Source organism: Vibrio sp. SCSIO 43009, from assembly GCF_023716525.1.
GTDB lineage: Bacteria > Pseudomonadota > Gammaproteobacteria > Enterobacterales > Vibrionaceae > Vibrio > Vibrio alginolyticus.
Map to the genome: position 1 here is coordinate 300,173 of NZ_CP071843.1, position 14,411 is coordinate 314,583.

Annotated in this window: 12 protein-coding genes; 5 read left to right on the forward strand and 7 right to left on the reverse strand. The window is 44.0% G+C overall.

Annotated elements, in window-relative coordinates; translation table 11 throughout:
- Positions 1-291 precede the first annotated feature (291 nt).
- The 6 genes from J4N43_RS17050 to deoD form a co-directional block, all read right to left on the reverse strand.
- Positions 292-1,422, reverse strand: coding sequence for an HlyD family secretion protein (locus J4N43_RS17050; protein WP_005375134.1), 1,131 nt, complete (start codon positions 1,420-1,422; stop codon positions 292-294).
- Complete coding sequence (locus J4N43_RS17055) at positions 1,422-1,802, reverse strand: DUF3302 domain-containing protein (protein WP_042521635.1); 381 nt, start codon at positions 1,800-1,802, stop codon at positions 1,422-1,424. The genes J4N43_RS17050 and J4N43_RS17055 overlap by 1 nt, the downstream gene beginning before the upstream one ends.
- Before the next feature lie 244 nt (positions 1,803-2,046).
- Positions 2,047-3,630, reverse strand: coding sequence for a GGDEF domain-containing protein (locus J4N43_RS17060; protein ID WP_252094189.1), 1,584 nt, complete (start codon positions 3,628-3,630; stop codon positions 2,047-2,049).
- Positions 3,614-5,098, reverse strand: a complete 1,485-nt coding sequence (locus J4N43_RS17065) for a tetratricopeptide repeat protein (RefSeq protein WP_213972887.1) — start codon at positions 5,096-5,098, stop codon at positions 3,614-3,616. Before J4N43_RS17065 ends, J4N43_RS17060 begins: the two co-directional genes overlap by 17 nt.
- A gap of 166 nt (positions 5,099-5,264) precedes the next feature.
- Positions 5,265-6,734, reverse strand: a complete 1,470-nt coding sequence (locus tag J4N43_RS17070) for a hypothetical protein (protein ID WP_005383936.1) — start codon at positions 6,732-6,734, stop codon at positions 5,265-5,267.
- A gap of 70 nt (positions 6,735-6,804) precedes the next feature.
- A complete protein-coding gene (deoD, locus tag J4N43_RS17075) occupies positions 6,805-7,515 on the reverse strand; it encodes a purine-nucleoside phosphorylase (RefSeq protein ID WP_005375140.1) in 711 nt (236 codons plus the stop codon).
- Between the two features lie 398 nt (positions 7,516-7,913).
- On the opposite strand from deoD, the gene J4N43_RS17080 reads away from it, so the two are divergent.
- From J4N43_RS17080 to J4N43_RS17095, 4 genes are read left to right on the forward strand one after another with little or no spacing between them, the layout of a single operon-like run.
- Positions 7,914-8,864, forward strand: coding sequence for a YbgA family protein (locus J4N43_RS17080; RefSeq protein ID WP_005375141.1), 951 nt, complete (start codon positions 7,914-7,916; stop codon positions 8,862-8,864).
- Positions 8,854-9,654, forward strand: coding sequence for a MerR family transcriptional regulator (locus tag J4N43_RS17085; RefSeq protein WP_005375142.1), 801 nt, complete (start codon positions 8,854-8,856; stop codon positions 9,652-9,654). The genes J4N43_RS17080 and J4N43_RS17085 overlap by 11 nt, the downstream gene beginning before the upstream one ends.
- Positions 9,655-9,676: 22 nt before the next feature.
- Positions 9,677-11,092, forward strand: a complete 1,416-nt coding sequence (gene phrB / locus J4N43_RS17090; RefSeq protein WP_047104510.1) for a deoxyribodipyrimidine photo-lyase — start codon at positions 9,677-9,679, stop codon at positions 11,090-11,092.
- 6 nt (positions 11,093-11,098) lie between these two features.
- Positions 11,099-12,025, forward strand: coding sequence for a L,D-transpeptidase family protein (locus tag J4N43_RS17095; protein WP_025768560.1), 927 nt, complete (start codon positions 11,099-11,101; stop codon positions 12,023-12,025).
- A gap of 26 nt (positions 12,026-12,051) precedes the next feature.
- On the opposite strand, the gene J4N43_RS17100 is transcribed toward J4N43_RS17095, so the two are convergent.
- Positions 12,052-12,306, reverse strand: a complete 255-nt coding sequence (locus J4N43_RS17100; protein WP_005375145.1) for an Lpp/OprI family alanine-zipper lipoprotein — start codon at positions 12,304-12,306, stop codon at positions 12,052-12,054.
- Positions 12,307-12,856: 550 nt separating this feature from the next.
- Between J4N43_RS17100 and J4N43_RS17105 the strand changes: the two genes are divergently transcribed.
- Entirely contained in the window at positions 12,857-14,200 is a 1,344-nt protein-coding gene (locus J4N43_RS17105; protein WP_031812859.1) for a DEAD/DEAH box helicase, read from the forward strand.
- The last annotated feature ends 211 nt before the right edge of the window (positions 14,201-14,411 follow it).

Genomic DNA, 14,411 nt, shown 5'->3' on the forward strand with positions numbered 1-14,411 from the left:
TATTGTTGGAAAGCGTTAGTTATTTGATTGTGTAACATATATTCAAAACAACCAAGCTGCTTATTGTTTGCTCTATTTTTCTTCAGGAAATGTGTGATTTGATTCACGCATCCCTTTGACTGGCTTTGGTTTTAGCAAGCATTAAAAATAAGGCGCGCATTATACAGAATATTAATAAAAGTGGGAATGCTATCTATCTGGATGGCTAGAATGAATCAGGGGCTGATCGTCAGCCCCTGATTACACGGTTTGATGTTATTTTTACCAATAAATGAATGCGCTATATGTTCATTAATGGTCGAGGTATAAATAGTTCTGCCAGCTCTTCATACGAATAAGCACTTTGCGCATCACTGATACGTGAGTAAAGCTGTCTGAATAAACTGCAACTTCAACCGCAGTACCCATTGGTAGGTGGTATCCACTCAAGTCGTCGGTAATTTTCAGCTTCGCAAAAACACGTCCGCTCGTGCGCAAGGCATCAGTCCCAAGCAGAGCGCCTCGCGCTTGAATTTGGCTTTCACCAATGGCTGGAATCACGTCAATGACTTCGCCACGGAACACTTTGCCCGGAATTGCGCGGAACATAAATTCTGCTTCAAAGCCTGGCTTCAAGCGTTGTAATGAGTTCTGTCTGAATGCCGCGGTGTACGTAATGTCTTCGGTATGTACGAAGGTCATTGCCGGGGCAAGTGGCAACGGCACAGCCATCACTCCAGGACGTAAAGCCAATTGCGTAACGTAACCATCGGTTGGCGCACGAACGACGGTTTGCTCTAGGTTAAACTCTGCTTTACGCAGCTCGGCAAGAAGTTGCGCGACTTGGGTATTTTCGCCTCCGATTTCAGAGTCCAGAGCGATTTGCGCTTGTTCTTGTTGCAAAATCGCAACGTCTAACATGGCTTCTGCCGCTTTATACGCTTGGCGTCGAGTATCCAAATCTTGTTCAGTAAACGCGCCACGATCAAAGCCCCTTTGATATCGGCTAAATTCCCTTTGTGCTTTATCTCTGTCCGCTTGCGCTTTCAATACAGCAGCTTCTGCCTCTCTTAGATCAGACTCTAAGCCCAACGCACCTTGGCTTGCTTCTTTGACTTTCGCTTCCAGGCGAGCAACTTCTGCTTCAAAAGGCACAGGATCGATTTTGAAAAGAATATCGCCCGTTTTGAGCGGTTGGTTGGCCTGGACTGGCACTTCCACCACGCGGCCACGCACGCCAGAGACGATAGGCGTAGTCGGGAACACTTGGTTACCCAATTGAGTAAATGGGTGGTTGTAGTTCATAAGCAGCACGAGTGTGCCCACTAACACTACGCCGCCAAGTACGGCGGTTGGAACGGTCCATTTGTTTAGAGGAATATTGAAAATTTTAAAAATGGCAATACAAAGAGCGGCGTAAGTCAGAATCAGCAATAAGTCCATTATTCGTCCTCTTTACTTTGTTCAGGCAAAGGCTTTTGCTGAATATTTTGTTGTTTCAACATCGATACTTCGTTTTTGAGTTCGTTGACTTCATCGATGAGTTCTTCAAGGCGGTGATGAATGTCGTGTGTTTCTTGTTCTAGTTGTTTAAAACCCCAGCCGCGTTCCTTGCGCCATAATGTTGCCCAGATCCATAAAAATGGCCACAGCGCATGCAAAGTGAAAAGGCTGACCCAGCCAGCGTAGTGAATTGCGTCTTGGTGCGGGTGCTCTCTCTCTTTGGCGATTTCATATGGAATATCATGGATGACAATGATTCCGTAAAAGATCACTAAAGCAACGAAGATGAGTAACCCAAGTGCAAAATAGTCTAGAAACATCTTACCTACCTGTGCGTATTGCGAAATGGAAAATCTACGTAAATTAACAATTTAAGTATTTGTCTTAACTACAGATGAATCAAGCGGTTTTTATGTAGGAATTATGTTTATGCGATGTAAGTATCCACTGATGTTTATTGGCAGTTAAGGTGTTGCTGAGTACTTATTTAAACAAGCAGTGAAGTGATATAGGAAGGATAAGTAAAAAGTATACTAAAGCCCCAGGTGTCAACCGGGGCATGGTTTAAAGTTCGGTACAGACTTGGTTTCTGCCATTGGCTTTGGCGCGATAAAGAGCTTTGTCTGCACGATAAAAAGTTCGCTGAGTATTCTCGCCTTCTCGATGCAAGGTAATCCCTATGGATACGGTCAGCCCCCGCTCACCAAGAATATCGTCCCAACCATATTGATAAATCCGTTCACGATAATTCTCGGCATGCATTTCTGCGCGTTCCAGTTGGGTATTCTCAAGGATCACGAGGAACTCTTCACCACCAAATCGTACGCACGATGCGCCTTTAAATCTGAAGTAGGACGCCAGTTCCTGTGACACACTTTTGATCGCTTTGTCGCCCACCAAGTGGCTTAGTTCGTCATTGATGGATTTGAAGTGATCGATATCGATGACCATCAATGCAAATGCAGTATCGTGCAGAAGTAGATCTTTTAGTTTAACTTCTAACCAGCGTCTGTTGTGTAAAGACGTAAGTGGATCGGTAAAGACGTCCTGCTGTAGCTGAGCAACAGTATTTTTATGCTGCTTGGTGGTTTCTTTTAGTTCTTTGTTTTCTAGCTCTGACAAAATGAGTTTGAGTTGTAACTCAAAGCGTGAAAGTCGGCGTAGTTGAGCAGACCCTAACTCACCGATCGGAATATGTTTTACAAGATCAGATTCGATTCTATGCGCTTTTTTTTCACAATTTAATGCTTCTTGATACACCCCTTGAGAGGCGTAAACTTGACTCATCGCGTTATAAAAATGCTGAGTAACGATAGGAGATAGCTGCTTTTGAATCCTTTTACTGATGGAGTCCAGCGTTAAGTTAGCTAAAGAAGTGTGCCCTACACCGTTTAGACAATACGCAGTCTCAATTTTGACCATCGTGGATAACCAGTATGTCGTGGCACTACCCGTTGTATACTGAACATTCGAAATAGCCAGCAACGCACTGGGGTAGTCTTCTTGCAGACGATGTAATTTGGCTCGGTAGAGGTGAATTTGTGCGGCGAGGTTTTTATCACTGACGAGAATGCTCAGTTCTTCACATTCACTCAATAGCTCTTTGGCGTCTGCGGTACGGTTCAAGCTGATATAACAGGCAAGCATGTACAGCTTGTAACGAAGGCGTAGGGATCGACTGCCAATAGCGTGATCGATAGCATCTATTTTTTGATAATAACGTAATGCACGTTGGTGATCCCCATAGGCATCGCACAAATTACCCATTCCAATAATGGCCAATACGTACTCATCAATATAGCCGTACTCGACGGCGATATTGGTTGAAGCAACATACTCGGTTAATGCCGCATTGTAGTCACCTACTTCAACTAAACGCTCACTCAAGCTTGCTTTCACAGAAAGAATATCTTCTACATCCTCTGGTAAAACAAGCAACTCAAGCGCTTGTTTCAATTCACTAATGCTGTCGTTGAGCTGTTTGATCTCTCTTCGATACTCGGCGCTAATGATATAGCAATGCGCTTTCTCTCGGTTTGTTGACGCAATATGTAACCCTATGTGTTCCCATAGCGTAATCGCTTCTTCACCTGAAACGGAAGAAGGATCGATACCTGCGTCAGTCACCTTGCTAAGCAGTTGTTCCATTCTTCATTACCTCAATATAACTTTCTTCGAGCTGTTCTAACGTGAATGGGAAGGTCAGGATATCTTGCAAATACAGTATCGGTTTAGGGCCTTTGATTCCGCGTCGCTTCCATGGATAGATGTCTAACATCGCTTGGACAGTGCGGTAGACCTCTTCTGCTGCTTTACCTTTTTCTGCAATTAACATTGCTAGCCTGTTACTGGAAATTCTCGAGATGAGGTCGCTGGAGGTTGTCAATGCATGAACGAGCTCGGTACAAACATCGAGAACTTCGGGGTTTGAATGCTGAATCATAATGATGGCGTGGTTAGAGCGTTTGAGCTCCGTTTTAAACAAAACTAACTGTTCCCACCAGTAGGTCTCAGAAACGACATTAGAGAACTGTTTTTCAGGGTCGTATTCGTGTTGAGAGCGAATATGATTGATCAGCTTACGTGCTCGCTGCTCTAGTTGGCGTTTAGAGCCTCTTGCTTTATCCATGCTGATTCGGTGAGTTTGTTCTTTGAGCATTTTGAGTGCGTGCTTACGGTATTTCTTGAACGCGTTAAACGCAGACTCAAAGTCTCCTTGTTCTTCAGCGACTCGTGATTGTTGGAAGCAAATTTGGCTGAGTAGCTCACCGTGGTCGAAACTGAGTGCAGACTCTTCTGCTGCTAGTAGCAACTTGGCAGCGCTGTCTGTATTTTGGCGCAAAAGCTCAAGTCTTGCTCGGCTAATAAAAGAGTGTGCTTTCATCCAAACGAGATCATGCTCAATGGCGAGCTGGTGGGCTTTTTGGGTGGCTTCTTCGGCCGCATCAAGGCGTTCTAGTCCAAGCAGTGCTAACCCTTTAAAGTCCCAGATCTCGGCTTGCCACGTACTGTCATCATGATCTTTTAATACTTCGGTTGCTCCATCCAGTACCGTAAGCATCTCGACAAACTTATTTAGTAAGTAATAGTCCCAAGCTAATAGGATGCGCGCTTTGCCTTCTAACCAAGCAATACGAACATTGTTTGCCACTTTAACGGCTAACTCATGAGTTGAAGCGGCAAGTTGGTGTTCATTAGTGATGCGCCATACATTACCAAGCCCAATTAGAGATTCGATTTGAATTTCAACATCATCAACAAGAGCAGATTGTTCGAGCGCATTAATCCAATATTGTTGCGCGGAATAATACTTTGCTTGGCCCCAATATTGGAGTGCAAAAAGATGGAGAATTTCCGGGAGATGATCGTCGGTTTCAAGCTGTGTTTGTTTGCTGTAAGCGTCTTTGACGAGTTTTAAGCCTTGTCGATAATCCATTAGGCACCAACAGCATTGCGCCATGATGAGTAAGGCTTTGATCTCTCCGTCCACAAATAAAATTTGTTCCGCGCGGATAAGATATTGCTGCGCAACATTAAAGGTATGTTTAGGGGCCGATTTTATTTGGCCTTTAAGCTTAGTGAGATCATCTTCTAGCTGAATTTGGTTTTTATCCAACGTTCACATCCATGACTATCGAACTGGAAATCACACCTAATATTAAGTGGTTAGATGCATGTTTCTTTACCAAAGCGATGCGGATAACGTTTTGGTAAACGATCAGGGGCCGTAATGTATACCGTTACAACCCCTAATTACTACATCTAAATTACCAATAGAATAGCTACGATAGGAGCTGTTTGATTGTCAAAGGTGCATCAGAGACTTCTAACCTTTGTGCAGCGGTAAGACCTTGTTTATCCTGATAGCACAAATTATGCCAAGCTCTGAATATATCTAAAAGAGGTAAAATACCAGCAGGTCGTAATTTGCGACGTGGCTCGTTAATGAAGCTTTCGAAAAGAATCTGAAAGCGGTTTTGATAAAACTTCACATGACGAGTTGTCGCAACGTTAAACCATTTTTCAGGCTCATTTTGATCGCCAGCGAGGTAGCAAATGCCTTTGTGGTTTTCGTTTTGACTAGAGATTGCCCAACGATCGCGCCACCAACTCATATAGGCGATATCGACTTTGCCAAAGGGAGTACTCATGTCCCAACTAGCGTCCTCTTCTACGTACATCAAGTCGACACTTTTCTCTTTAATGCGAGGTAAACAAACGCTCAGTGCAGCCGAACGTAGTAGGGGATCTTGAGGCATGTATAGAGATACACGTTTGTTTGGGCAGCACATATCAAGTACGTGCAAATAGTGTGCATATGAGGTGTATGGTGGACGGACTAATGCCCCTTTTGAAGGGTAATGAAATACAGATAGATTACCAAGAGGGTCTTCTACGTTACCGCGAGCCAAAATTGTTTGGTATTTTTGGTCAATTCGCTCTCTGAGGTGATGAGAAGGTTCCGCAAGCGGCTCACTTGCTTCCGCTACGTACTCCTGGGAAACAAAACGAGACACCTCATCGTAAGGATTATGATCGAGCGTTGCGATTGGCTCTTCATCAGCGGAATAATTGACGTGCTGGCAAAGAATATAGCCAGAATGCGCTTCGCCAGAAACAATCCAATACACACCATTATTGCTGTTCGGTTGCAATGCAATATAGTTTGAGGCCAATTCATAATGCGTTGCGTGGTTTACCCAGCGCGCATCAATGGTTGCCAGCTTACGGCGGCAGCGGCTAGCTATATGGTCAACATGGTCGTAAAAGGTTTTTGGGTTAATACTAAGCTTACGGCAGATTTCTCGTACGGAATATCCCGTAAACAACAAGCCCATCAAGTTCTCTTGAAATTGAAGCTTCTTGTTGGCACCAGACCACTTGTCGACAAAGGTACTTTGACACACTTTACAGCGGTAACGTTGGCGATCGCCACTGTAACCGAAAGCGTGATAGAGGTGTTTGTGAGTGTGGACAGAAAGTCCAAAGTTGTCGCAATCATCATTACGGCAAGCAGGCAACCCGTCACTGTGGACGTGCCGCAGGCGATGAAGTTCGTTCACGACATCGCGATTATTAAGTAAGGGGGGGAAAGCTCCACATTCACGGCATACCATCGCCGGACGCTTAGGGTTCGCATGTTGCAGAACGTAACGCTTTGCATCACTCAATCCAAAGTTGTCACACGCCAATGTTTTACAAAAGTTGAGTTGTAACCCATCTGCGTCTTTTGGCAGTTCGCCGTTAGACACAATCGCCCCCTCGGGATAATTCGGGCAGCCAGCATAACTCTGGCTGCAAATTATTACTTACTATTTGTTCTTAGATGTTGATTGCAGTTTCTAGTGCAACTTTCATCATGTCGTTGAACGACTTCTGACGCTCTTCTGAGCTTAGTTTTTCACCACGGATGATGTGGTCAGAAACTGTCAGGATAGTCAGTGCTTTCGCGCCTAGGTCAGCTGCTACGCCGTAGATACCAGCCGCTTCCATGTCTACACCTAGGATGCCTAGTTTTTCCATCTTCTCGAAGATGTCTGCTTCTGGTGTGTAGAACAGGTCTGCAGAGAATACGTTACCTACTTTTACAGGCACTTCCTGAGCGCGCGCTTGGTTAACTGCTTCTTCTAGAAGACCGTAATCAGCGATTGCTGCGAAATCGTGGTTGTTGAAACGGATACGGTTAACTTTAGAGTCTGTAGAAGCACCCATACCGATAACAACGTCCATTAGTTTCACGTCGTCACGTACTGCACCACAGCTACCTACACGGATAACGTTTTTCACGCCGTATTCAGCGATTAGCTCGTGTACGTAGATACAGCAAGACGGGATACCCATGCCGTGGCCCATTACAGAAACTTTTTTGCCTTTATAAGTGCCAGTAAAGCCGAACATGTTGCGAACGTCACAAACTTGTTTCACATCTTCTAGGAACGTTTCAGCGATGTATTTAGCGCGCAACGGGTCGCCTGGCATTAGAACTGTTTCAGCGAAATCACCTGGTTGTGCGTTAATGTGTGGGGTTGCCATAAGTGCTCTCCAAAGTTTTGTTTTGATAAAACGCCTCTATTATAGAACGCTATTACCAATTCTGTTGAACTTGTTCGTTTTCGTTGAGGCAATAATATCGGGACGTACAGTGGCCCCTTGAGAGCTTAGTCACAAAAACCACGCATTTAGAAACTGCAATTACTATTGATAACCAAATCTGTTGAAACCAAAAGAGCAATCGATTTGCTTTTGAGCAGTTTGTCGATTGCGCGCACAAATTCTTTGTTTTTGGGCCAAACTTTTTTCTGACAGCTGGTTGATCGAAATACTTTCGAGTGAAGTAAAACGATTAAATTGTACAACTTATTTTCTTGTACAACTTGGAAAGGCTTGCTATAAGTTATACAACAAAACTTTTTGTATAGGGATGCGTCATCATGGAATCTTCAATCAAAGTAGGTATCAGTTCGTGTGTTTTGGGTGAACGAGTGCGTTTTGACTCTGGTCATAAGGTGAGCAACTTTGTGACTAAAGAGCTCAGCCCGTATTTTGACTTTGTTTCGGTATGCCCTGAAGTCGGCGTAGGTATGCCAGTACCCCGTCCAACAATTCGTCTTGTTTCTAATGAAGAGCGTGTTGCATTGGTTGAAACCAAAAATCCAGAAAATGATCATACCGACAATATGCTCACTTACTCGGCCAATAAAGTAGATGAACTTCAAAGCGAGCAGCTTTGTGGTTACATCGTTTGTGCCAAGTCACCAACTTGTGGCATGGAGCGAGTCAAGGTTTACAGCAAGAACAGTGCTGCGAAAGAAGGTGTTGGCTTGTATACACAAACATTGATGCAAAAAATGCCTTGGTTGCCTGTTGAAGAGGATGGCAGACTTAACGACCCTGTATTGAAAGAAAATTTTATTACTCGAGTATTTTGTCTAAATGACTTTTACGACTCGATGGATGGTGAGCCTACTCGTGGCAAAATCATCGACTTTCATTCGCGCTACAAACTGACGTTAATGGCACACCACCCAGAGTCATACCGATCCCTTGGCCGCTTAGTTGCCGATGTCGCTAATTATGAAATTGAAGACTTTTACCAAGAGTATCGTTTAGGACTGATGAAGGCGTTAACGAATCGGGCTAGCCGCAAAAATAACACAAATGTGTTGATGCATTTACAAGGGTACTTCAAACGCTCACTAACTAAAGAAGAAAAAGAAGAGTTAGCGACAGTGATTCACGACTACCGTATTGGAATGCTGCCTCTGCTAGCACCACTTACGTTGATTAAGCATTACTTAAATACTTACCCAGACGAGTATTTAGCAAAACAGAAGTTTTTAGAACCGTATCCGCAGGAGATGAGATTACGCTATGGTTTGTAGTTCAGAAGAAAAACTATACGCGATCCGAGATGTCGCAGAAATCACGGGTGTAAAACCAGTTACGCTGAGAGCTTGGCAACGAAGATACAACTTGATCCAGCCTCAGCGAACTGAAAAAGGACACAGACTCTATCGCCAGCAAGATCTCGATACGATTCGCGAAGTCCAGAGTTGGCTCGCGAAGGGGATTTCGATTGGTAAAGTTAAGGGGTTGCTAGGAAAAAGCGCCGATGTCGAAGTCAAAAACGAGGTTCGCACACTCGAAGAAGTTGAAAACATGCTGCTTGCGCTGTCTACCCTGAATCGAGGAAAAGCAGAGAGTTTACTTGCCTCTGTTCTTAAAGAGTACCCACTAAAACTCGTTATTGATCAGTTTATTAGCCCAGTATTTGATGCGCTAGATATGGTAAAAGGATCGTTGCGATCCTTGCAGGTGGGGTTATTTCAGACTTGTTTAATCACTCGACTTGCCCTTGTTATCGATTCTGAAAACAAAGCCGCTTCCAAAGGAAAGTGTCTGCTCATTAGCTTTGAACAAAACAGAGAATCTGAGAGTTGGATTCAAGCAGCGAAGCTTTGTGAACAAGGGTATCACACGACTTTGATCGATAAGGTTGATGATGTTTCTGGTCTACTAGATCACGAGGTCATTGAAAATGGTTCGTTTATCTACCTTTTCTCCAATAAAGCACTAGCTGCTAAACAAGTAGCGTCCATCAAAATGCTTCACGCACAGCTAGGTGATCGGATGGGGTGCTCTGAAGTGATAGAGAAATTACACCTAACTTAGTAGACAAAAGATAGGAGCTACCATGATTTTAGTATGGTTTCGACGTGACTTGCGTACGTTAGACCACACGGCACTCAAAGCGGCATTGGATTCAGGTCAGCCTGTCGTCGCTTGCTTTATCGCGACGCCAGAGCAGTGGCGGGAGCATCACATGGCGCCGATGCAGGCAGACCTCATTGCTCGTCGCTTAGCTTGTCTTAACGAGGAGCTTGAAAGCCTTAATATTCCTTTTTTGTACAAAGAGGTGCCGTCGTTTTCCGATTGTACAGATGTGATTAGTGGGTGGGCGGAAACACTTGAAGCCACGTCTGTCATGGCAAACATTCACTATGAGGTGAACGAACGAGAGCTCGACACACAAGTAAGTGAAGCGTTAGCTTCTCACGATATCGAATTTGAACTGTTTCATGACAAATGTGTGCACGCGCCAACGACGGTTCTTAATAAGCAAGGCGAATATTTTAAGGTATTTACGCCATTCAAGCGTGCTTGGTTAACGCAGTTCCATATGCCGACGGTAGTAAAACCTCACGAGCAAGCGCCACTCAATAAAAAGGTACTCGAACAATTAGAGTCGGCTCGATTTAATTCAAGCTTCACATTTAGCTATCCTCGAGAATCCAGTGAAGACTGGCTGGCTTCGACTAATGATATTTTGAAGCAGCTTAGGGAATTTGCACGGGAGCGCAGTGACGCGTATCAAAGCGAGCGAGACTTTCCAGCTATTGATGGCACTAGCCAACTGTCTCCATACCTTGCGATTGGCGCGCTATCACCAAGGCAGTGTATTGCTCGTTTGTATGCTGAAAATCAACAAAATGACCTTACAGAAGGGAAAGCAACTTGGCTAAGTGAGATCATTTGGCGTGAGTTTTATCAGCACCTATTGGTTTTCGAACCAAAACTCGTCAAAGGCAAAGGATTTATCGATTGGGAGGATAAAATCCAGTGGTCCTATGATGAGAAGGCCTTTGAGCGATGGAAGACAGGAACAACAGGATACCCAGTCGTTGATGCAGCAATGCGTCAGCTCAATCAAACAGGTTGGATGCACAATCGATTACGTATGATTGTCGCGAGCTTTCTTACCAAGGACTTACATATTGATTGGCGATGGGGAGAAGCGTACTTCATGAGTAAGCTGGTGGACGGCGATTTTGCAGCGAACAATGGTGGCTGGCAATGGTCTGCTTCTACGGGCTGTGACGGGCAGCCATACTTTCGTATTTTCAACCCGATAAGCCAAGGCGAAAAGTTCGATGCTAATGGTGAATTTGTGCGCCACTGGGTACCAGAAATCAAAAGTGTACCGAACAAATACATCCATAAACCTTGGACTTGGGAGGGCTTTTCTTTACTGGAATATCACAAGCCGATGGTTGATCACAAGACAGAAAGAGAGATAACCTTACAGCTCTTTAAAAGTGCCAAGGAATAGAGTGAAATGCTTAGCAAAAAGCGATCAATGAGTTTCGCAAAACGTACCCTGCTATCTGTGTCGTTATCTTTAGTGAGTGGTCTATCATTCGCTAAGATGTACGAATTACCAGAGGATGGAAGCCGTTTAATTGGTCGCCTTGAAAACCACGTCGTGCAAGAAGGCGAAACCATGGCAAATATCGCTAAGCTCTACGATGTGGGTATGCTAGGTTTAATGGCCGCAAACAAAGGCGTGGATCCCTTCTTACCAGAAGAGGGGCATGTTCTTACTATTCCGACACAGCTAATCCTCCCAGACGTACCTTATAAAGGTATCGTTATTAATCTAGCCGAGCTGCGCTTATATTACTTTCCGAAAGGAGAGGATATTGTCCATGTATTTCCTGTCGGAATTGGCCGAATAGGGCGCGATACCCCAGTAATGACAACGCGTATCAGCCAAAAACGACCGAACCCTACATGGACTCCTCCAGCCTCTATTCGTGCCGAGTACAAAGCAAAGGGCATTGACCTACCAGCCGTTGTTCCTGCGGGGCCTGATAATCCACTTGGTATGTTTGCATTGCGTTTAGCTTACGGGAATGGCGAATACCTAATTCATGGTACCAACAAGGACTTTGGGATTGGTATGCGGGTCAGCGCGGGTTGTATTCGTATGGACCCAAGTGACATTGAGTGGTTATTTGACAAGGTTCGTAACGGTGAAGACGTTAACATCATTAACCAGCCTATCAAAATGACACTTGAGCCTGACAGAAGTGTGTTCTTAGAAGCACATGAGCCTTTGACTCGTAGTAATGGCGAGAAAGATGAACTCAAAGTGCCGAAAGAGTTAAAGTGGTGGTTGGATGAATTCGGTATGAAAAACGTGAAGGCTAAAGCAGCAATCGCTGCACAGAATGGGGTTCCTATCGAAATAACCGCGCCTTAACGGGCGTTAAGACGCGGTATTAAATCTTACTTAGTGTAAGACTGAGCGATGTTATCGATACGCTCGTTAGCACGCTCAGCTTCTTCTTGAGCAGCCATTGCTGCTGCGCCTGATTTTTGAACGTCAGATTGAAGAGCTTGTACGTCTTGGCTTAGTTGGCTAACTTGGTTGCTTAGTTCGTCTAATTTTGCTGCATTTGCTGTAGCTGCGTCATCAGAAGAAGCACAACCGGCTAGTAGAAGTACTGAAGTTGCTGCAGCTGCGATCAACGTTTTGTTCATATAAGAACTCCTTGCTTATAGTGAAAGTCTCGCTACTAACTATTATTTTATACAGTAGCGAGGTTAAATGTGGTTACATTTTATCAGTACATGATGTAGCAAAAGTCAAAAAAACCCAAGAATTTCATGGAGTACCTGACGTCAACTTTTACCTGAACTTAACAAAGTTTAACTACCTATCCTTTATTTCGTTCTCACAACAGTTTTCATAGCAGGTGTATTTGCCACGTTCCTGATATCAATAATTTAGACGATATTGACACAAATGAAAGTTTATTGGCCCAAATAACTGCTATTTAAGTCGTTTTGTTGATGGATAGAAGGCATATTTGAACGGCTTTTCTCTAAACTTCCTGTCCAGCTGCTCATCAAAAAGGCTAGTCTTTACTCTGAACTGAGCCACAAATGATGTTTTACCGTTACCACAGGGAATTAGTTTGTGTGATCTCTATCTATACTCCTATGATTTGCGGTATTATACCGAGCTTTATTTTTTTGCTGCGTTAGAGCGGAAACGACACTACAGAGCGCTCAGACGCTGACTGATTTATTGGAGAATACTTTGCAATTTAAAGATCTAGGCCTAGACAACCGATTGTTGAAGAACCTAAAACACTACGATTTTAAAAAAGCGACTGACATTCAGCAGCAGGCGATTCCTGTTGCGATTGCAGGCAAGGATCTATTGGCATCTTCGAAAACAGGTTCGGGCAAGACTTTGGCGTTTGTATTGCCAATGCTTCATAAGTCTTTAAAGACAAAATCGTTTTCTGCGAAAGACCCTCGCGCGGTAATCCTTGCTCCTACTCGTGAGCTAGCGAAACAAGTATATGGTGAGCTTCGTTCTATGCTAGCTGGCCTATCTTATGAAGCAGCACTGATTTTGGGTGGTGAGAACTTTAACGATCAAGTAAAAGCTCTGCGTCGTTACCCGAAATTTATCGTGGCGACACCAGGACGTTTGGCTGATCACTTAGATCATCGTTCGCTTTATCTGGATGGTTTGGAAACGCTGATTCTTGACGAAGCAGACCGCATGTTGGATTTGGGTTTTGCACCAGAGCTTCGTCGCATTCATAAAGCAGCCAAGCATCGTCGTCGTCAAACGTTGATGTTCTCTGCGACATTAGATCATGCAGACGTCAATGAAATCGCGGCTGAAATGCTCAATGCGCCAAAGCGAATTGCTATCGGCGTTTCTAACGAAGAGCATAAAGATATCACGCAAAAATTTTACTTGTGTGATCACCTAGATCATAAAGAGGCAATTTTAGATCGTGTTCTTTCTGAGGCTGAATACCGTCAAGTTATTATCTTTACGGCAACGCGTGATGATACTGAGCGACTAACAGAAAAGCTAAACGAAAAGAAACTGAAGGCTGTAGCACTAAGTGGTAACTTGAACCAGACTCAACGTAACACCATTATGAGTCAGTTTGAGCGCGCAGTATTTAAGATCCTTGTAACGACTGATGTTGCTTCCCGCGGTTTGGATATTGCAACTGTGACACACGTCATCAACTTCGATATGCCAAAGCATACCGAAGAATACGTACACCGAGTTGGTCGTACTGGTCGTGCTGGAAATAAAGGGGATGCAATCTCTCTTGTTGGTCCAAAAGACTGGGATAGCTTTAAACGTGTAGAAGCATACCTACAACAAGATCTTGAGTTTTCATTGTTCGAAGATTTGAAAGGTAAGTTTAAAGGCCTTAAGCCACCTAAACCAGATTTCCGCAATAAGAAAGCGACCGCAAAGAAAGCTCGCCCTCAAGCGAAAAAATCGGCGAAAAAACCAGCTAAGCGTGACAAGAGCTTCTACAAAAACGTATCTGTGGGTGATGATGTCTTCATCCCTAAGAAAAAACCAGCGGCACCGAGCTCTGAAGAGTAAAAGCTGCTGTAGTTTCCCATTGATTTTAGTTCTTAAAAATCCGAGTGTTCGCACTCGGATTTTTTATGTCTGTCGCTAGGTGAAATAGCGTCTTTCCATACTCACTCGTTAGTCAGCTTTTATATTTGTCTGGTTGTATATAAACAGCATAGAACGCTAATTTAGGAAGTTATTAAGTTTTATAACCTCGGTCAAAGCAAACGTTTTTCCT